The organism is Paenibacillus sp. fava2, from assembly GCF_058313675.1.
Genome location: NZ_CM177755.1, coordinates 2,820,756 through 2,840,137 on the forward strand (window position 1 = coordinate 2,820,756; position 19,382 = coordinate 2,840,137).

At 45.8% G+C, this 19,382-nt stretch carries 15 protein-coding genes; all 15 read left to right on the forward strand.

Annotated features, from left to right (window positions below):
- Nucleotides 1–55: 55 nt before the first annotated feature.
- Nucleotides 56–244 (forward strand): helix-turn-helix domain-containing protein, encoded by a 189-nt coding sequence (locus AC4G46_RS11955; protein WP_491128857.1) that lies wholly within the window; start codon nt 56–58, stop codon nt 242–244.
- 173 nt (nt 245–417) lie between these two features.
- Complete coding sequence (locus tag AC4G46_RS11960) at nt 418–1,296, forward strand: HAMP domain-containing sensor histidine kinase (RefSeq protein WP_491128110.1); 879 nt, start codon at nt 418–420, stop codon at nt 1,294–1,296.
- Nucleotides 1,297–1,317: 21 nt separating this feature from the next.
- A complete protein-coding gene (locus AC4G46_RS11965) occupies nt 1,318–1,692 on the forward strand; it encodes a hypothetical protein (protein ID WP_491128111.1) in 375 nt (124 codons plus the stop codon).
- A 104-nt stretch (nt 1,693–1,796) separates the two neighbouring features.
- Complete coding sequence (locus AC4G46_RS11970) at nt 1,797–3,128, forward strand: methyl-accepting chemotaxis protein (RefSeq protein ID WP_491128112.1); 1,332 nt, start codon at nt 1,797–1,799, stop codon at nt 3,126–3,128.
- 28 nt (nt 3,129–3,156) lie between these two features.
- Entirely contained in the window at nt 3,157–4,347 is a 1,191-nt protein-coding gene (locus AC4G46_RS11975; protein WP_491128113.1) for a sensor histidine kinase, read from the forward strand.
- 2 nt (nt 4,348–4,349) lie between these two features.
- Complete coding sequence (locus AC4G46_RS11980) at nt 4,350–5,000, forward strand: response regulator (protein ID WP_491128114.1); 651 nt, start codon at nt 4,350–4,352, stop codon at nt 4,998–5,000.
- 204 nt (nt 5,001–5,204) lie between these two features.
- Nucleotides 5,205–7,418 carry an MMPL family transporter gene (locus AC4G46_RS11985; RefSeq protein ID WP_491128115.1) on the forward strand — a complete coding sequence of 738 codons (2,214 nt, stop codon included), beginning with the start codon at nt 5,205–5,207 and terminating at the stop codon, nt 7,416–7,418.
- 117 nt (nt 7,419–7,535) lie between these two features.
- The gene (locus AC4G46_RS11990) at nt 7,536–9,182 is read left to right on the forward strand and encodes an Mbeg1-like protein (protein WP_491128116.1); all 1,647 of its coding nucleotides are present in this window, start codon (nt 7,536–7,538) and stop codon (nt 9,180–9,182) included.
- 109 nt (nt 9,183–9,291) lie between these two features.
- Complete coding sequence (locus AC4G46_RS11995) at nt 9,292–10,161, forward strand: DegV family protein (RefSeq protein ID WP_491128117.1); 870 nt, start codon at nt 9,292–9,294, stop codon at nt 10,159–10,161.
- A 190-nt stretch (nt 10,162–10,351) separates the two neighbouring features.
- The gene (locus tag AC4G46_RS12000) at nt 10,352–12,571 is read left to right on the forward strand and encodes an MMPL family transporter (protein WP_491128118.1); all 2,220 of its coding nucleotides are present in this window, start codon (nt 10,352–10,354) and stop codon (nt 12,569–12,571) included.
- A 13-nt stretch (nt 12,572–12,584) separates the two neighbouring features.
- Entirely contained in the window at nt 12,585–14,444 is a 1,860-nt protein-coding gene (locus AC4G46_RS12005) for an LTA synthase family protein (RefSeq protein WP_491128119.1), read from the forward strand.
- Nucleotides 14,445–14,641: 197 nt separating this feature from the next.
- Nucleotides 14,642–15,541: a diacylglycerol/lipid kinase family protein gene (locus AC4G46_RS12010; protein WP_491128120.1), complete on the forward strand. Its 900-nt coding sequence runs from the start codon at nt 14,642–14,644 to the stop codon at nt 15,539–15,541.
- A gap of 24 nt (nt 15,542–15,565) precedes the next feature.
- Nucleotides 15,566–15,772, forward strand: coding sequence for a hypothetical protein (locus AC4G46_RS12015; protein WP_491128121.1), 207 nt, complete (start codon nt 15,566–15,568; stop codon nt 15,770–15,772).
- A 228-nt stretch (nt 15,773–16,000) separates the two neighbouring features.
- Nucleotides 16,001–17,788: a sensor histidine kinase gene (locus tag AC4G46_RS12020; RefSeq protein WP_491128122.1), complete on the forward strand. Its 1,788-nt coding sequence runs from the start codon at nt 16,001–16,003 to the stop codon at nt 17,786–17,788.
- On the forward strand, nt 17,782–19,377 hold the full coding sequence (locus AC4G46_RS12025; protein ID WP_491128123.1) for a response regulator transcription factor: 1,596 nt from the start codon (nt 17,782–17,784) through the stop codon (nt 19,375–19,377). The genes AC4G46_RS12020 and AC4G46_RS12025 overlap by 7 nt, the downstream gene beginning before the upstream one ends.
- The last annotated feature ends 5 nt before the right edge of the window (nt 19,378–19,382 follow it).

Sequence of the window (19,382 nt, forward strand, 5' to 3'; positions counted from 1 at the left end):
CCTGAATGGAGAAGATATCCCCCTGACGGTCCGTGAGTTTAATCTTCTTTTTAAAATGCTGTCTTATCCAAAGAAAACCTTTACCCGCTCCCAGCTGATGGATGAGTTCTGGGATGCCGAAAGTGGCTCCGGTCCGCGTGCAGTAGATGTCTATATTACCAAGCTACGGGAAAAGTTTGCGGCTTGCACTGATTTTGAAATTGTCACGGTACACGGTCTCGGCTACAAAGCGGTAGTGAAATGAAGGATATAAAATTAGATAAAAGGGTAAACCGCAGCTTGTTCAATTTGCGCAGCTACATTTTCTTTTTTCTGTTGGTTTCATCCCTGGTATCCTGTTCTTTTTTATTGTTCTGGCACAATATGGATATAAACTTTAGAGATGTGAGGGGAAATGCGCTTCTTACATTTGGTAACGTGCTAGTACTAAGTTTTCTATGCAGTGTCATTGACGGGTTCCGCAGAAAATATACAGTCGAACGTCCGGTAAAGCGGATTTTGAACGCTACACACAGGTTGACTAAAGGGGAGTTTGAAGCCCGGATTGAACCGTTTCATAATTTGGGCAGGATGAATGAGTTTGATGTGATCATTGGGGATTTTAATCGCATGGCTGCAGAGCTGTCCAGTATCGAGACCTTGCGGTCAGATTTTATTGCGAATGTATCGCATGAGCTGAAGACGCCGCTCGCGGTGATACAGAATTATGCGACGTTACTGCAAAATCCGGCGCTGCCCAAGGAGAAGCACACAGAATACGCAAGAACGATCACACAAGCTTCACGGAGGCTTTCAGAGCTGATTACCAATATATTAAGGCTAAACAAGCTGGAGAACCAGCAGATTTTCCCGGAGGCGAGGGAGTACCCCTTGGGAGAACAGCTTAGAGAGTGTCTACTTGGTTTTGAAGATGCCTGGGAGAATAAAGGGTTGACGCTGGTTACTCAGATTGACGACACGGATATAAAAGCAGACGCGGAGCTCCTGACCCTTGTGTGGAATAACCTCATCTCTAACGCCATTAAATTTACTGAACCGGGTGGTCAAATCACCGTCAGTCTACAGAAGTCAAACGGTGGAGCGATCGTACAAATTGCCGATACCGGCTGCGGCATGAGCCCGGAGGTAGGACGGCACGTCTTCGAGAAGTTCTATCAGGGTGATAAGGCGCATGCTACAGAGGGGAACGGCTTGGGGCTTGCTCTCGTGAAACGTGTAGTCGATATTGTAGGTGCAGATATTAAGGTGGAGAGTATCTATGGTCAGGGAAGTGTGTTTACCGTGACTCTATTCTAATAATAGCAGGAGGGGCTTGAAATGGAAAATAATAATGAAGCATTCAGCTTCACGTATTCCGCCAAGCAGCAGGAGGAGATTAGAAGCATACGCCAAAAATACCTTCCGCGCGAAGCGGATAAGATGGAGCAGCTCCGCAGATTGGATAAACGTGCAGAAAGGTCAGGAACCATGCTTTCTATTATCGTCGGTGTAACCGGGGCTATGCTCCTTGGCCTGGGCTTAGCATGTATTTTGAGCTGGAAAGATTTCTTTATTTCCGGGATTATAATCGGCGTTATTGGGCTTATCGGTGTGGCGCTAGCTTATCCTGTGTTTTTGATCCGAACCCAAAAGGAGCGCAAAAAACGGGCACCGGAAATAATGAAACTAATCGATGAGTTGTCGCATAGCTGAATCCATTGCCCGAAAGGGCAATGGATAATGCCCCTTTGGACGATGCGGAATAGGAGCTGTGCCGTATAGAATGAGGATAATGATTCAGGATAAAGGAGCAGCTTATGATGATTAAAGAGAAAATAAGCAAATGGACAATGGATTCAATCAAGTTTAAGCTTGTTCTGCCGGTTGTATTAGTCCAAATTTTCAGTGCAAATATTGGGCAGGTAGTGAACATGTTTTTCGACAAAGGGAAAGAGGTTATATCCGAGGCTGGCATTAATACGCAGTACATAGACGGGAATACGGGTTTCTATGTATCATCCGGGTTAAGCATACTTATATCTGTATATATTATTGTAGCTTTATATGACCGGCTTATTCTCAGAAGGCTGCAAAGAGTATCCGGTTACACGAGGAATCTGGGAGAAGGAGATTTAACGGAGGTGCTGAACTTCAGCGGTAACGATGATGTAAGCCGGTTAGGCCAGGCTCTGGATACAAGTTCAAATCATATCAAGCATTTGGTTCAGGAAATCAACACTGCATCGGAGAAGCTGTATACTTCAAGTGCGCAGCTAATGGAGGCAACCGAGAGTTCAGCCTCAAGTGTGGAAAATATTCACGCTACCTCCTCTTTTCTTGCCCAGGGTGCAACCAAATTAACAGAATCAGCTTATCATGCAGAGTTAACGATTGATCATCTTCATCAGACCAACCATGTACTTAGCAGTAAAGTGGAGCATTCTTTATCCACCTCCAGTGCAATGAAAATCAGAGCGGCGCAAATGGAGCTGGAGGCAGCTCAATCATTGGAACAGGCTAACCGTACTTATCTGGAGAAACAGGAAAACCTGCAAAAGGCGATCCAGGCGGGAAGAGTTGTAGATGAAATCAGCAACATTTCCGATAGTATTAAAGAAATCTCATCACAAACGAATTTGCTCGCACTTAATGCATCCATAGAAGCCGCCCGTGCAGGCGAGCATGGTAAAGGATTTGAAATTGTTGCAGAAGAAGTGAGGACGCTGGCCGGGAAGTCTGCAGCGGCTATAGCTCATGTAGAAGGGATAGTTCTACAAGTAAAAGAAGCATTTCAGCAATTGGAGCTTAGCTCCCGGGATATTCTCAATTATATTGATAAAGATGTAAAGGCAGATTATGAGTTGCTGATTAATACCGGAAGGCAATATCAAACAGATGCTGAAACGATCTATTCATTATCGGATGAAGTGAATTCAGCCACTGTCATTATGGGTACTGCTGTTGAGGAGATTGGTGGAGTTATCCTGAGTGTAAAAGACCATTCAGTTTTAACTTCAGACTATACACAGACAATCAATAGCAGCTTGGCTGAGATTAATCAGGTTATGCATAAAGCAGCACATACAACCAAAGAGCAAGCCATGCTTTCACAGCAGCTGAGAGGTTCTATTGACAGGTTCAAATTGTAATAATCTATAATAAGAGAGGGATATTCTGTTGAGGGAGAAGAAGGATGGGCTTGAGGTCATTAATGAGATGTTTTCCACGAGAGTACCCGTACTGATCTGGTTAACGCTTGTATACGCCGGAAGTATTGTCCTGCAGTTTTTAGAGGACCCATTAGTGCTGCCGGGTGTTATATTTACTTTATTATTCACGATACATACTCTGCTCCATTGGGTATCGTACCGGGTAACGCCGAGACAATTCTGGATTTATTTTTCTGTCCAGGGAGCTCTGATTTACTTGTGTGCCATCCTTTTGCCGGGCGGGTATCAGGCGGTACTGATTGGACTGCTTCCGGTGCTCATTGCCCAAAGCTTAGGTTTTTCTTTTCGCTTCAGGAGAGTGGTTTTTGTCTCCATCATCAGCATTATCATCTTTTTTGATTCTGCGCTGACTGTTGACGATACAGGTGAACTGCTGATTTTCCTGCCTATCTTTGTATTGATGCTAATTATTGTAATTGCCTATGCGATTACGTTCTTTCGTCAAGTGCAGGAAAGGCTTAGAGTACAAAGCTTCTTGAGTGACCTTCAGGAGGCTCACCGGAAGGTAGAGGAGCTTACACTTTCAAATGAGCGCCAGAGAATGGCCCGTGATTTGCACGACACTCTGGCACAGGGCGTCGCCGGACTGATTATGCAGCTCGAAGCTGCAGACGCACATTTAACAAAGGGCAATACAGAACGTTCGCAGGAGATAATCAGGCTATCCATGCAGCAGGCCCGCCGAACACTTGCGGAAGCCCGCACGGCCATTGATAATCTGCGGCTGAAATCGGCACCCGAGCTGGATTTCAAAGAGAGCATAGAGGATGAGGCGCAGCATTTCAGGGAAGCGACCGGTATCCAGATGATCACTGATATTGACTGGAACAAGCGGCTGTCACGGGTCGTAATGGAACACAGTATCCATATTATTAAAGAGAGTCTCACTAATATTGCCCGTCATGCCCGTGCGAGCATGGTGAAGATCAAGGTGTATGGCGATGAGGACAGGCTGCAGATCAAGCTTAGTGATAACGGAAAGGGCTTTGACACAGAAGCCATCGGGAAGGAGCCGGGCCATTACGGACTGCTTGGTATCCAGGAGCGGGCTAGGCTAATCGGCGGAGAGATGGAGATATCCAGCGGTCCGCAAGGTACGACGGTAACATTATCCATACCATATAATGAAGGGGCTTAGCGATGAACACTTGTCAAATCATGCTTGTCGATGACCATTTTGTAGTCCGCGAAGGACTAAAGCTCATTCTGGAGACAAGTGAGCAGTTTCAAGTGATTGGTGAAGCTGAGAACGGCCAGCAGGCGCTCCAGCTGCTCAAGACGCTTCAGCCTGATGTTATCCTGATGGATCTGAATATGCCGGTGATGGGCGGTCTGGATGCAATGCAGGTGCTGAAGAGTGAAGGCATTACAATCCCGGTCATTATCCTGACAACCTACAATGAGGATGAGCTTATGATCAAAGGATTAGCTTTGGGCGCCAAGGGTTATCTGCTGAAGGACACAAACCGCGACAATCTGTTCCGGAGCATTGAGTCTGCTGTGCGCGGGGATACGCTGTTGTCGGCAGAAATTATGGAGCGTGTCATTGCTGCCAGAGCGCAGCCGCCCGAGCTCCCGCAGAAAGCGGAAGCAGCTCTGCTGAGCGACAAAGAAACGTATATTCTGCAGTGTGTGGCAAAGGGCTTCAAGAGTAAAGAAATTGCTTATGATCTGGCTATTGGAGAACGTACGGTCAAAGCCCATTTGACCAGTATTTATAATAAGCTGGGGGTAGACTCCCGGTCACAGGCCGTTGCTGCTGCATTGGAGCGGGGACTGTTACATCCATAATTTCAGTTTGCCGGCATGTGGGATGCATATCCTGCATGCTTTTTTATGTTTGATATGGAATAAATGTATTATTTCAAGCCTCAACTGTATTAGGGCAGCCCGAAAGGGCAGATTGCTGCTGCCCTTTCGGACGATGTTGTCCACTTATGGCTGCTGTATCCTAAGAGAAGATCAAAGATACAGATAAGAGGAGACGATACTGTTATGGCTAAATTGTTATACCGGCTGGGCTTCTGGTCAGCCAAGAATCGAATCAAGGTAATTCTGGGAACGATAGCGGTCATGCTGATTTCTTCAATAGTGGCGATGTCCATGGGGCCGAAGCTTAATGAAGAAACGACGATTCCTGGTCTGGAATCCATCCAGACGATGGGACGAATGTATCAGGAATTCCCTTCCATGATCGGCCAAGGCAAGGAGACTCAGCTGGTAATGAAAGCGAAGGATAATGAAACCTTATCATCAGAGGCAAACAAGAAGCTGATTTCCGCCGAGCTTAAGGAAGTGGCGATGGATCCTGAGGTCTCATCAGTTATTAGTCCTTATGATAATCAATCATTGAATGCCGACGGCACTATCGGTTATGCAACGATTACTTATCGTCCAGGTGTTGAGGTTACAGAGGTCTCGAAGGAATATGTGCTGGAAGCGGCTGAAGGCTTACGGAATGCCGGCCTGCAGGCGGAAGTAACCGGAACAGGTTATGTATCAATGGAGATCGGTGGAGCTACTGAAGGTATCGGCGTTCTGATAGCTCTTGTTATTCTCACCTTTGCCTTCGGATCATTCCTGACAGGGATTATTCCAATTCTGACAGCGGTCATTGGTCTGGGAACAGGTGTTATGCTGATCATAATGGGCTCCAACTTCTTAGAGACCCCTTCGTTCGCCTTATCGCTTGCCAGCATGATTGGTCTGGCAGTGGGCATAGATTACGCGCTGTTCATTATTTCCAGATACCGTCAGCAACTGGCTCAGGGCTTTGAGCGGAGAGAAGCCATTGCTATTGCCAACGGCACAGCAGGGAGCGCAGTCGTATTTGCCGGAGTTACAGTGATTATCGGTCTTGCCGGGATGAGTGTTGTGGGCATTCCGTTCCTTACGGCAATGGGGCTGGCCGCTGCACTATGTATTCTGGTAGCTGTCTTAATTGCTATTATCACAGTGCCTGCGGTTCTCTCCGCTATGGGAGGATTAATCAAAGCCAAGCGGGCTAAGCGTTCTGAAAGAAGCGTTACTCATCTCAAAAAGAAGAATCGCGGAGATAAATGGGGAAGATTGGTTACGGCACGTCCTTGGTTGACTGTTCTCTTGGGTACAGCTCTGCTCGCAACCTTATCCGTTCCATTTATGCATATGGAGACTGGGACTATGGACGATGGGCTAAAGTCGACAACTATGACCGAGCGCCGGGCATATGATCTGATGTCAGAAGCTTACGGTATCGGTTATCATAATCCGCTAATGATTCTTGCCAAGACAGACGGTAGTCCCGAAGCTGAAGCTAATCTGGCCAAGACGGTAGAGCAGCTCAAAACTTATCCGAACATCGGCACTGTTACTCCTGCTGTAACAGGAGCCTCGGGAGATGTCTCGTTGATTAATGTTATCCCGGCTACCGGACATGCAGATATTGAAACGGTGGATTTGGTCAAGACGATCCGCAGTCATACAGCTGAAATTGCACAACAGAACCATGTGGAGCTTAGTGTCACCGGTAGCACAGCCATTAATATAGACATTTCCCAGAAGCTTAATGAGGCATTGCCTGAATTTTGCCTAATCATAGTAGGTCTGGCGTTTGTTCTGTTAGTAATGGTGTTTCGTTCGATTTTGGTTCCGATCAAAGCGGTTCTTGGTTTTGTTCTCTCTCTGGGTGCTACATTGGGATTCATAACTTATGTTGTGCAGGACGGTCATTTTCAGAATCTGTTCGGTTTCAGCGGAGAATCACTTGTACTCAACTTTCTCCCTATAATGGTCGTAGGTATCCTATTTGGCCTGGCAATGGACTATGAGGTCTTCCTGGTCAGCCGGATGCGTGAAGACTTCAAAAAGAACGGGGATGCCAAAAAATCAGTGCTTGCCGGAATCCGTCACAGTGGCGGTGTCGTTACGGCGGCAGGTCTGATTATGATCTCGGTATTTGCCGGATTTATGATGACAACCGATCCAAGTATTAAAGTTATGAGTTTTGCGCTTCTATTCGGGGTATTGTTTGACGCCTTTATCGTCCGTCTGCTTATTGTCCCAGGAGTGATGACACTGCTGGGCAAATCAGCCTGGTACCTGCCGAAGTGGCTGGACCGCCTGCTGCCGAACCTGGATGTTGAAGGAGAGGAAGTGATGAAGGAAGTGGAGAAAAAACACCAGCAAAATACTCAATCTGTTACGGATTTCTATAAAGCCATTCAATAATATACAAGGATGATCAGATAACGGTTGCATGCGCAGATAGCCTGCAGCCGTTATTACTGATGCCAGGTCGTAGAGTTCATCACTTTCATAATAAGCTCAAAATCTTGAGGTGCATTTATGGGGAATATCCTGTCTTATTTAAAGTGGCGCGGGGATCTAAGTTTGAATGAGCGGCCTTTTAATGAAGTGGATAATTTAATATTGTCTGCATTATCCTACTTTGATCTGGAGGGAATTGTACCGGAATTAGGTCAATGTAAGTCTATAACGGTAAAGGAAGCTGCTGAATTATATTTCAATCAGCAGCATGAGAAAAATGCTGAACGTTTGAAGCGCCTGTCGATTATAGACCACGCGCTGCTTAAAGAAATGGCACAATCGGAGCGGTTCAAAAATGCAAGGCTATCCAATTTCATTGATATTATGGATGATGCGAGAATGATGCAGTTTTCTGCAGTGTTAATTGAACTGGAAGATGATACGAATTATATTGCATATCGCGGTACAGACAATTCTATCCTGGGATGGAGAGAGGACTTTACGATAAGCTTTCAAACAGTGTCCGCCCAGCAATCAGCGCTGGCTTATCTTGAATCCGTTATTGTCCCTGATGTGAAAAGGTATAGGGTAGGCGGGCATTCCAAAGGCGGAAATCTCGCGATGTACGCCTCAATGATGTGCGGAGAATCCGCTAGGGAGCAGATTCTTGAAATCTATAATAATGATGGTCCAGGCTTCTGCGAGGATCTTCCCTGGGCAGAAAATATGAAAAAAATACAAGACCGAACGCTTCAAATTATACCGGAGTTCAGTGTGATAGGAATGCTGTTTACGTCAACCGACACTCCTCGATGTATCATTGAAAGCTCGGCAACAGGATTAATGCAACATCATCCCATGACCTGGGAGGTGGAGGGCAGCGCCTTTGTACGAAAGGATGATTTGACTCCACGCTGCAAACTGATTAATGAGATGGTTGATAACTGGATCGAAAATGTTGGCTTTGAGCAAAGAAAGACGTTTACCAATGACTTGTTTGATGCCCTGGGAGCAGGCGGTGCAAGTTTAGTGGTAGATCTGACAAGCGGCGGTGTCGACGGTTTTGAAGCGATATTGCTGGCATTAGGCAGGTCAGATGTGAAGACGAAGGAAGCTATATCAACATTTTTCAAATCTGTGATTACAGGCTGCCGCAAAATTGATTATATTGCTCTGCTAAGAACAAGTTCAATGATAAAAGGGGCTTGTACCACGCTTCTTGGAATGTTTTTTATGCAGAAACCCGAATTTGCTTTTAGAATACTCGGATCCTTATTCTTTTTTTCTATTTTTTCATTCTCTGTGTACAAATATATCCGTCATCTTAAAAAAATTAAAAATCACATGCCTGTCTGGAAGCATACTTCTAAACTTTATTTTGCTCTATTGGGACTGTCATCAATGATTTTATTGAAGGGGGATGCCTTTTCTGTATCTACACATCTCCTGCTCAGCTTAGGGTTTGTATTCAATGCGTATCTGAACTTTAATCATTATCTGAAATCGGTGAACATAAAGAGGAAGAACTGGATACTGTTGCCTAACTCTATTTTGTCATTTCTGCTCGGAATTGTTTCGTGGGTGACAGCCAATAATCTTGAAGCTACGTATATCTTCTTTATGTCAGGTTATTTGATTCTTTCAGGCACTGCCGAAATGATTATTTCAATGATGGATAACGCTCAGAGCAGACTCCGATTGGAGCTAAAACAAACGTCGCGATGAATGCTTATTCTTCACGACCGCGGACAATACCAAATATATCGGACTTTTTAAAGTTGTTTTCATAGAATTTTAGGATGCTTACTAACGGAATAGAAGGAGGAGGCATCTTATGAAAAATGTGCGTGTATTTACGGATAGTATGACCACGCTTCCTGAAGAACTGAAAAAACGATTAGGTATCCGAGTTATTCCTGTTTATGTCGTCTTTGGCAATAACAATATTTACAAGCACAATGAAGATATTCTGACTGAAGATATTTACCGCCATGTCCTGGAAAGAGGTATGATGCCTGGCATTGCAGCTCCTTCGGTTAAAGATTTTTATGATCTTTTTAAATCCGTTATTGAGCAGCAAGAGAAGGTTTTGTTTATTAGTATGTCTGCTGAAATATCTAAATCCTACAAGAATGCAATGCAGGCGGCATTATTTTTTTCTAACGGAGATGTTACAGTAATGGATTCGTATGCCTTTTCAAGTGGAACGGGCTTGATGGTAGTCAAGGCTGCTGTCAGTGTCCCAAAAGCAGGATCAATGAAAGCTTTACTTCAGGTACTTAATAACAGCAGAAAGAACTTAAATGAAGAGCTTATTTTGGACAAGATAAAGCTTGCAAACACGGCAGGAGAAGTATATGGCTTAAATAATCGAATCATTAGTCCGCTAAAGCTAAAACGGCAGATGCAGATACGATTTAAATCCTTTAACCGTAGCCAAACGGATCAGGATATTTGTATTCTGAAAGATATGCAAGTTCATTCCAGTAGTGCTGCTGGTGAATTACAACGCGAAATGACTCTGGTCTCGCAAACGATGGCAGCTGATCATGGGGAATACACAAAGATAAAGCTAACAGAGCGCTATGGATTTAAGCAAGTCTATTTGTCTTCCTGTCTTGCCGGCTTACTCAGCCGTAGAGCTCCGAGAAGCGTAGGTTTCAGCTATTTCGTAAATCAGAAAAAACTGCCTGAGAGGGCATAACGGTATACTACGATATAAAGGGCTCAAACGGCATATAGTGCTGTTTAAGCCCTTTTTTGCCCGAAAGGGCAAGTAGCGGCTGCCCATTCGGACGATGTGCCAATATCTTTCAAGCTGTACGATAAGGACATGACAAATAAATGAAAAGTCTACGACCTTACTCAGAGAGAATATTGGAGGAGTGAACAAAATGGCAAAAATGTTATTCAGGTTAGGGCGCTTTGCAGGCACCAACAGTAAAAAGGTGATAGTGGCGTTTATTTTGCTTATGGCTATATTGGGCGGGCTGATCCTTAGTATGGGCACAGCGTTCAAAGAGGATGTATCCATCCCTGGTACGGAGTCAGAAAAAGCCATGAAAATTTTAGCGGAGAAATTCACAGGCGGTGAACAGGACGGGCAAGTTAAAATCGTGTTTAAGGCTCCCGAAAACGAAGCCTTAGACTCAGAAGATAATAAAACAGTCATTAGTGATTTGCTTTCAAAGATTCAAGGAGATGAAGCTGTAACCTCCGTTGCGTCTCCATACGAGCTTGCAAACATCAATCCGGATAAACAAATCGGGTATGCAGTGGTAACGTATAATTCTCCTGCAGACAGTGTTTCTCAAGAATCCAAGGATAAAGTGGAAGATAGTTTGGCGATAACACGAGATAAAGGCATTGAGACCGGACTTAGCGGGACTGTAAAGTTTGAACAGACGGAAGCGGGTGGAGGCCCGGGCGAGATTATGGGCGTCATATTAGCTTATGTTATTTTAGCCATTACCTTTGCTTCCTTGCTTGTTGCAGGAATGCCGATTCTTATGGCGCTGATTGGTGTCGGTATCGGGGTGTTGTTAATCCTGCTGGGAACTAACTTTTTCGATATCTCTTCGATCTCACTTACTTTAGCTGGAATGCTCGGAATTGCCGTCGGAATTGATTACTCATTGTTTATTTTCTCACGGTTCAAACAACAACTGAAAAAAGGATTTTCCGTTCAAGAATCGATTGCGATCGCAAACGGTACGGCCGGTAACGCGGTAATCTTTGCCGGATTAACAGTAATCATTGCGCTTCTGGGACTCATGGTTGTGGACATTCCCTTTATGACCACCATGGGAATTGCGACTGCTGTAGTCGTTTTGATGTCGATCATAGTAGCTGTAGTGGTTGTACCCGCCGTTCTGGGAATCATGGGACATCGTATTAGACCCGAGAAAAGCAACCGTTTTATAGCCATGCTGACACGGGCTAACAAGAAAAAAGAATCTGATACAAATGCCTGGAGCAGATTTGTAACGAAAAATCCATTGATTGTTGCTGTAGTCGGCATAGCTTTATTAGCGGTAATAGCTACTCCATTCTTTCATTTAAATCTTGGTCTTCCGGACGATGGAAATAAACAATATGAAACGTCTGAAAGACAAGGGTTCGATATGTTATCGGATGCTTATGGGGCAGGGTTCCATTCTACGTTGGTCGTTATTGCCGAACCTGTTAATCAGGAAGCGGCATCTGCAGATAACCTGAAAGCTTTATCGGAAACCATAAACGGATTGGATCATGTGCAAAGCGCCAGCCCTGCAATGCCGAACCAGACAAATGATATGTTTCTAATGAGTGTCACACCGGAGGACGGACCGAATGCACCGGAAACTAAAGATCTGGTAAACGAAATCAGGGATCTTTCAGACAGCGGAAATATGGAACTTCTGGTGACAGGAGCTACAGCCGTCAATATTGATATCTCTGATCAAATCATGAGTGCCATGCCAACCTTTGCTATTCTAATCGTGGCGTTTGCCTTTGTCCTGATGATGGTTGTCTTTAGATCCATTCTCGTGCCGTTAAAGGCTGTGCTCGGATTCGTGCTATCGATTGGAGCAACCTTAGGTTTTACCGTATTTATTGTCCAGGACGGCAACTTCCTTGATGTGTTCGGCTTCCCTGGTTCAAGTGCAATCTTATTTTTGTTGCCAGTCTTATGCATAGGTATTCTGTTTGGTCTTTCCATGGATTACGAAGTATTCCTTGTCAGCAGAATGCGTGAAGAATTTGCGCATACCGGTGATGCCAAGAAAGCCATTCATGCAGGGTTGAAGGAGAATGGGGCTGTCGTAACAGCGGCAGGATTAATCATGATATCGGTATTTTCCGGATTTATCTTCTCCCATGATCCAACCATCAAGCAAATGGGGCTGGCATTAGCCGTGGGTGTTTTATTTGATGCCTTTGTCGTTCGATTGGCTATTGTGCCTGCTGTAATGACATTGATGGGCAAGTCCGCTTGGTACTTCCCTAAATGGCTTGATAAAATCCTGCCTAACTTCGATATTGAAGGGGAGACCATCATGAAAGAGTACTCCAAGAAGGGGGAGGAAACGGAGGCTCTTGGTTCATCCGGGTTATACCGCAACGTATTGTAGAGGAACTGGTAATATGAACGAGTTAAGGAAATTAAAAAACAAGCCTATTTTGTTATTCAGCTTTATCCTGCTCCTCAAGAGTGCAGTAGCCTGGTATGTCGTGTTTGATGATGGTCTCAATTGGAGTATGGTTCTTACAGAGGTTCCTATTTTTATTATCGTCTTCAGTCTAATTGAGTGGTTTGCGGGAAAACGTAAGGTGCTTTACTATATGATAGCTAATCTCTCGATCACACTGATCTATTTTGCCGTCCTGATGTACTACAAATATTATGGTGTCATTGCTACCTATCATGCCCTGAGACAGGTGAAGAAGGTGGCAAATGTGGGCGAAAGCACCTATTCACTGATTGCACCTTATTATTTGTTTGTATTTGTGGACCTTGTGTTCTTTCTGCTCCTTGTCATTCGTCCAAAGTATATTAAGGGTTGGATGTCGAACACATCGGTCCGCATGAACCGTAAGGTCTTAATAACTTTGACAGCAATCTCTCTCGGAATCTGCACCTTCAATATCTGGCCTCACCATGCCAGTATGAATGAGCACAAAAAGGCAGAAAGTATGGGCATTCTCGGCTATGAGCTGTACACGGTTATTGCAGATACAACTGAGAAGGAAGTGTTAATCGACTCTGATGAAATAAAACAACAGGCTGTGAACAAGATAAAGGGCGTAGAAATCCTGGATAATCCGAAATATTGGGGAATGAACAAGGAGGATAATCTTATTGTTGTTCAAATGGAATCGTTTCAGAATTTTCTGATCGGATTGACCATTAACGGCCAGGAGGTAACGCCCAATCTGAACAAACTGGTAAAGGAGAATACCTACTTTAACAACTTTTATACAAACGCCGGGCAAGGTACGACCTCTGACGCCGAGTTCGTTGTCAACACATCCTTTTATGCGCCTGAGAACAAACCGGCAACTTCTTCTGATTATATGAATAAGAGGTTGCCCAGTCTGCCGCGTCTGTTGGGTGACAACGGCTACTTCACCGCAACTTTTCATACGAACAGTGTGGAATTCTGGAATCGGAGCGCTTTGTATGAAGCGCTCGGCTTCACACACTATTATGACCAATCTTTTTATGGTGACGAGGATCATATTGCCTTCGGAGCCTCTGACGAGGTTTTGTTCGCTAAGACAGCAGAGGAGCTGTACAGGCTTGATGCCGAGGAGCAGCCATTCTATGCGATGGTCATTTCCATGAGCGCCCATCATCCTTTTCATATCCCGGAGGAAAAATATAAGATGGAGCTCCCCCGAAACTATGAAGATACCCTGCTCGGGGACTATGTCAGAGCGCAAAATTATGCGGACTATGCTCTGGGTTTATTTTTAGAAGACTTACAGTCCAGTAGACTGTGGGAGGATAGTCTGATCGTATTCTATGGGGATCATCAGGGAATTCCGATGTATACGCTCAGTATAGAAGAGAAGCAGCAGCTAAGTGCATTGATCGGGCATGAATACGGGTATACCGATATGTTCAATATTCCTTTCATTGTGCATTCCCCTGGAGGGGAGCTGCCTCCGCTCATGAGCGGCACCGGAGGGCAGGTAGATATTCTTCCTACAGTGGCCAATCTGTTGGGTGTATCTGCAGAGAGTCAGCTTCATTTCGGACAGGATTTGTTTAACCAGGACAGCAATGTGCTCCCGATCAGACATTTCTTACCGACAGGCTCGTTCGTTAATGATCAGAGTATTTATATCACTGGCAATGGTTATGCGGATGGAGACAATTACAGCTTAGAGGATAATGAAAGTAGACCGGGCGGGTCAACAGTGAAGCAGTTTGAGGCAGCACAGCGCTTGCTGGAAATGTCGAACAGCTACCTTCTGCAATTACCGGATGAAGTCAATTAAACGAATATGTAATTGGAAAAGTCCTGCAGTGCAGGGCTTTTCATTTTGTCCAAGGGCTGCCCGAAAGGGCAGACAGCAGCCGCCCTTTCGGACGATGTTGACCAGCTATCATTATTGTAAGATGAAAATATAACAAAGATACACATAACATTTGTTGAGATAAATCAATCAAAGGGTGAAGGGAGCTTCGATAATATATGAGACTAAAAATGATTATAAACCCTGTATCGGGACATGTTAAGGCGCGGAGTGTCGTTGCGGAAGTAACTAACCGTTTGAAAAGAGAGCATGCGTTAGGCCTGGAAGATATTTTCTATACCTCCCTGACGAGTAAGCCGCTTGAAAAAGCATTTTTCGATCATTGCGATGTTATTGTAGTAGCAGGTGGTGACGGAACACTTCATTACGCTGTTAACGCTATTAAGCGCCTCGGGATCGACAAACCCATTGCCTATCTCCCTACAGGGACGGTAAATGATTTTGGACACTGCTTGAGTTTGCCGTACACAGCGGAGGCATTCTGCGGGATGCTGGAAAAGATGCATACCAAAAAAATTGATCTTGGCTTAGCCGGAGGTGAGTATTTTCATTATGTTCTGGCAGGAGGGGCAATAAATACAATAAGCTACACTACAAATCAATACTTGAAAAATATGTTCGGTGAGAAAGCATACTATCTATCGGCTGTTCCTAAGCTTGCCAAGATATTTCAAGGTACTCATATTAAGATCGAGAGCGGTGAACTGAGTAACGAGCAAGAAGCACTGCTGTACCTGATAACTAATTCTTCTGTGGTAGGCGGACGGGAAGGAATCGTTCCGGATGCAAAAATGGATGACGGATATCTTCATGTGCTCGTTATAAAGAAAAGTTCGTTTTTAAACACGATGCAACTTCTATTGGATATAAAAAGGGGTACGCATATTGAACACCCGGATGTTCTGTATTTCAAAACTAAAAAGGTAAGCATAACTCAATTTGATGCAAATGCAGCCCATATCGGTATTGACGGTGAGATGCGTAAAAGCTCAATGGAGAATATCGAGATTGTTCCGCAGGGACTTACGATTGTCGTTCCATCAAAAAAGATCGCTTAAGAATATAAAAGGAGGGGATTAGATATGCAGAGTTTATTACATTACTTTGGAATTCTTTCAGCGGCAACTGTGGAAAAGGATAAAGACGAAGCCAGTGTGACAGCAGAGTCGAGCGAGCTCGAATGGAATGCAGAGACATTTTTTGATATTGGTTTTTTATTATCCATGATAAACCTGAACATTTCGGTCACCCAACGTAACTCAAAAACGGATTACTTTTATATCATTTGATAAACCCGCCTCACGGAATAGCTGCACTGTCTAGAAACAAGGCTATTTCCTATGGGAGTAGCCTGTTTTTTTATCCTAGAGCATCGTTTTTTCATCCCCGCCCCTGCTCACCTTATGTAAGTATCCTTTCCCAAAACCAAAGATACATATCGCCAATACCGGCTTAGTGATGTATTATCGTTCTGTCAGAATAGATATCGTATTCTCAGCACAGAGAGGAAGATCACCATGCTCCGTACATTCCGTATCCGGCACAATCCTTTTTTAACCTGGAAGTCCATCCGTGTGAAAATGCTGGCCGGCTTATTTCTGATTGTCACTCCGCTCATTGCATTTCTGATCTATTCCAATGTGTATGCTATTCATACGGTAAGAACCCAGGTCGCGGAATCGAGCAAGGATCTTCTGTCACTGTACAGAAGCCAGGTTGATGCCCGGCTGCAGGAAGCCGACAACTATCTCAACGGCCTGATGCTTGAGCCGGAGCTGTCGGATTTTGATTTTTACACCGCGCCGGATGAACGTCTCTTTGTAAAACAGCGAATTAACAACAATCTTTCAAATTCTATTCTGCGTTACTCTGTGCTGGACGGATTATTTGTGTACCTGGCTTCGGATGATGCTTTTTTGTACTCCTTTCAGACCAGATCCACCTATATCGACAGAACGTACATGAAGGATTATATTGTCAATGATGTTAGCAAAAGCGAAAGCCTGCAGCGCCAGCATATGAAGAGCTGGTATGTTCAGCGCAGCGGGGACCAGACGTACCTGATGCGCTTTTTTGTAATGCCGAATCAATCGGTTGTAGGCGCATGGATCAATATGAATGCCTTTAAAACCCCGCTGGAGCTTCTGGGGATCGGCGATAAAGGAGCAGCTCTGCTCGTGGACGACCGGGGAAATGCGCTGGTTAACCAAAGCTTTATCCGTGATACAGGTGCCGAGATCAAGCTGAACGAGAGGTCCTATTATTTGACGGGGGCTAAGGAGCGTTATCTGACGGTTGGGGAACGTTCCCACGAAGGAGATTTCAGCCTGTATGCGTTTATACCGGAGGAAAAAATATTGCAGCAGCTGCCGACGTTGCGGGCAATCTCGTTTATCCTGCCCTTTGCCTCCATACTCATTCTGCTGCTAGGGTTGATGCTGCTTCGCAAAACACTGCTTCTTCCGCTGAACCGCCTGTTAAAAGCAATGAACCGGATTCAGCAGGGCAACCTGGATACCCAGATTAAGCAATTTCCTACTTCCATTGAGTTCAGGGCGGTTAACGATACGTTCAACAATATGATGGAGCAGATCAAGAACCTGCGCATTAACGTCTACGAAGAGCAGCTGAACAAGCAGAAGGCAGAGCTCCAGCATTTGCAGCTGCAGATCAAGCCCCATTTTTATATCAACACCTTAAACCTGCTGCATACCCTGGCCCGGACCAGGGAAGTGAAGCTGCTGGAGGAGCTGTCGCTGTATCTGATCCGTTATTTCCGTTATATGTTTCAGAGTAATCTAAGCTTTGTCACGCTCAGGGACGAGCTGCAGCATGTGAGAAATTATTTGCGCATTCAGGAGCTGCGGTTTCCCGGTCAGCTGATTCCCGAGATCAAGGCTCCCGAATTTCTGCTGAATACGCCAGTGCCTCCGCTGGTCATTCAGACCTTTGTGGAGAACGCAGTCAAGCATGCCATTACCCTGGATGATCCGGTGTATCTGTATATCGAGCTTGAGATGAGTGAACAGCCGCAGGCGGGAATCCAGATCCAGATCCGGGATACCGGGCCGGGCTTTCAGGATGAGATCATCCGCAAGATTAATCAGGAGGAGCGTATCGTTGATGAAGATGGCGAGCATATCGGCATACGGAACCTGAAACAGAGGCTCCGGCTTCTCTATCACGGGCTGGGAGAAGTCACCCTCTGCAATGCTGTTCCGCACGGGGCAAGCGTTGGAATTACACTTCCGTTTGCTCCTGACAACCATACAAACCATAGCCCTGGAGGTACTGCACCATGTTAACCATGCTGATTGTAGATGATGAAAAGCTGTTTGCGGATTCGCTGACGAGTGAAATAGAATGGGCCTCCCTTGGGATAGGTCCCGTCTATACGGCTTATAATTCCCGCCAGGCCAAAGAAATCTATGAGAGCGCTCAGGTGGATTTCATGCTATGCGATATTGAGATGCCGCAAGGAAGCGGACTCGAGCTGCTGGCCTGGGTAAGAGAGCATTATCCGCGCACCGAATCTGTGTTCATGACCTGCCATGCTGATTTCCGGTATGCGCAGCGGGCGGTGCAGCTTGGGAGCTTTGATTATTTATTGAAACCGGTTGCTGAGGAAGAGCTGCGTGATGTCGCCCGCAGGGCAGCGGAAAAAATCAATAAAGACAAGGAGACCAAGCAGTACAGCCGGTTCGGGGAGTTCTGGGCCAAACACCAGCCGCTTCTGGCGGAGCGCTTCTGGCTGGACATCCTTAACCATACGATTCCGTCCAATCCGGAGCTGATCCGCAGGGAAGCAGAAGTACGCAACATTCCGTATGATACGGACATGAGGCTGCTGCCTGCCCTTATATCCATCCAACGCTACAACAAATCCTTTACACCCCGGGACGAAAAAATCATCGAATATGCCCTGATTAACTCCGGCGCCGAGCTGCTGGGCATTCAGGGCAGCGGCCTGCTGTTCGGCTTGCCGGAGCGCAAGCTGCTGGCACTGATTCCTGTGGAGCGGAATGCACTTGAGATCCAGGAGACGCTGCAGGCACGCGGGCGTGCTTTTATAGATACAGCAAGCACCTATTTCTATTGCGACATATCTGTCTACATCGGCAATGAGGTTCTTGGCCACGAGCTGACGGATATGGTAGGCCGGCTGGCGGAATGGGACCTGAACAATGTAGCCCACGGTAATAGAGTGCTGCTGTGGCGGAATAAACCCTATGGCCAGCAGAATATAGTTCTGCCGGATATGAGTACCTGGTCTGTGCTGCTGAAGGAGGGACACGGGGACAGGGTGCTGGAAGAGGCGGAGAAGTTCCTTCATGGCCTAAGCGGTGCAGAGACCATAGATGCAGACAGCTTATACCGGTTTCACCATAACTTTCTGCAGATGGTCTATTATGTCCTGAAGCTAAGCGGCATTGAGGCCCAGCTCCTGTTCAACGATGAAACCTCCTCCGCGCTGTTCCAGCGGGCTGTCCGCTCCCTGACGGATATGAAGGAGTGGATGAAGCATACCCTCTCCAAGGCGACAGGTTATGTAGGAACGGTTCAGCAATCACAGCCGATTATGAAGGATGCGGAGCAGTTCATCCTGCAGGAGCTGGAATCGGAGGATTTGACCCGCGAGGCTGTAGCCAGCCATGTCTTCCTGAACCCGGATTACCTGGACAGGCTCTTTAAGAAGGAATCCGGCCAGTCCGTCACGGAGTTTATTGTATCCAGAAGGATGCTGCTGGCCCGCGATTTGCTGACGGCAACCCATCAGTCTGTCAGCTCCATTGCCTCCCGCGCAGGTTACACCAACCTGGCCCATTTCTCCCGGAGATTCAAGCAGGTGGTTGGGATGAGCCCCAAGGACTACCGGAACAAGCATAAGCAGTAGAGGCA

What these genes read in the sequence shown, in the direction of transcription:
- AC4G46_RS12015 (WP_491128121.1), top strand. Translation starts at nt 15,566, where the DNA reads ATGCAGAGTTTATTACATTACTTTGGAATTCTTTCAGCGGCAACTGTG.
- AC4G46_RS12020 (WP_491128122.1), top strand. Translation starts at nt 16,001, where the DNA reads ATGCTCCGTACATTCCGTATCCGGCACAATCCTTTTTTAACCTGGAAG.
- AC4G46_RS11985 (WP_491128115.1), top strand. Translation starts at nt 5,205, where the DNA reads ATGGCTAAATTGTTATACCGGCTGGGCTTCTGGTCAGCCAAGAATCGA.
- AC4G46_RS11980 (WP_491128114.1), top strand. Translation starts at nt 4,350, where the DNA reads ATGAACACTTGTCAAATCATGCTTGTCGATGACCATTTTGTAGTCCGC.
- AC4G46_RS12005 (WP_491128119.1), top strand. Translation starts at nt 12,585, where the DNA reads ATGAACGAGTTAAGGAAATTAAAAAACAAGCCTATTTTGTTATTCAGC.
- AC4G46_RS11990 (WP_491128116.1), top strand. Translation starts at nt 7,536, where the DNA reads ATGGGGAATATCCTGTCTTATTTAAAGTGGCGCGGGGATCTAAGTTTG.
- AC4G46_RS11970 (WP_491128112.1), top strand. Translation starts at nt 1,797, where the DNA reads ATGATGATTAAAGAGAAAATAAGCAAATGGACAATGGATTCAATCAAG.
- AC4G46_RS12025 (WP_491128123.1), top strand. Translation starts at nt 17,782, where the DNA reads ATGTTAACCATGCTGATTGTAGATGATGAAAAGCTGTTTGCGGATTCG.
- AC4G46_RS11965 (WP_491128111.1), top strand. Translation starts at nt 1,318, where the DNA reads ATGGAAAATAATAATGAAGCATTCAGCTTCACGTATTCCGCCAAGCAG.
- AC4G46_RS11955 (WP_491128857.1), top strand. Translation starts at nt 56, where the DNA reads ATGCTGTCTTATCCAAAGAAAACCTTTACCCGCTCCCAGCTGATGGAT.
- AC4G46_RS12010 (WP_491128120.1), top strand. Translation starts at nt 14,642, where the DNA reads ATGAGACTAAAAATGATTATAAACCCTGTATCGGGACATGTTAAGGCG.
- AC4G46_RS12000 (WP_491128118.1), top strand. Translation starts at nt 10,352, where the DNA reads ATGGCAAAAATGTTATTCAGGTTAGGGCGCTTTGCAGGCACCAACAGT.
- AC4G46_RS11995 (WP_491128117.1), top strand. Translation starts at nt 9,292, where the DNA reads ATGAAAAATGTGCGTGTATTTACGGATAGTATGACCACGCTTCCTGAA.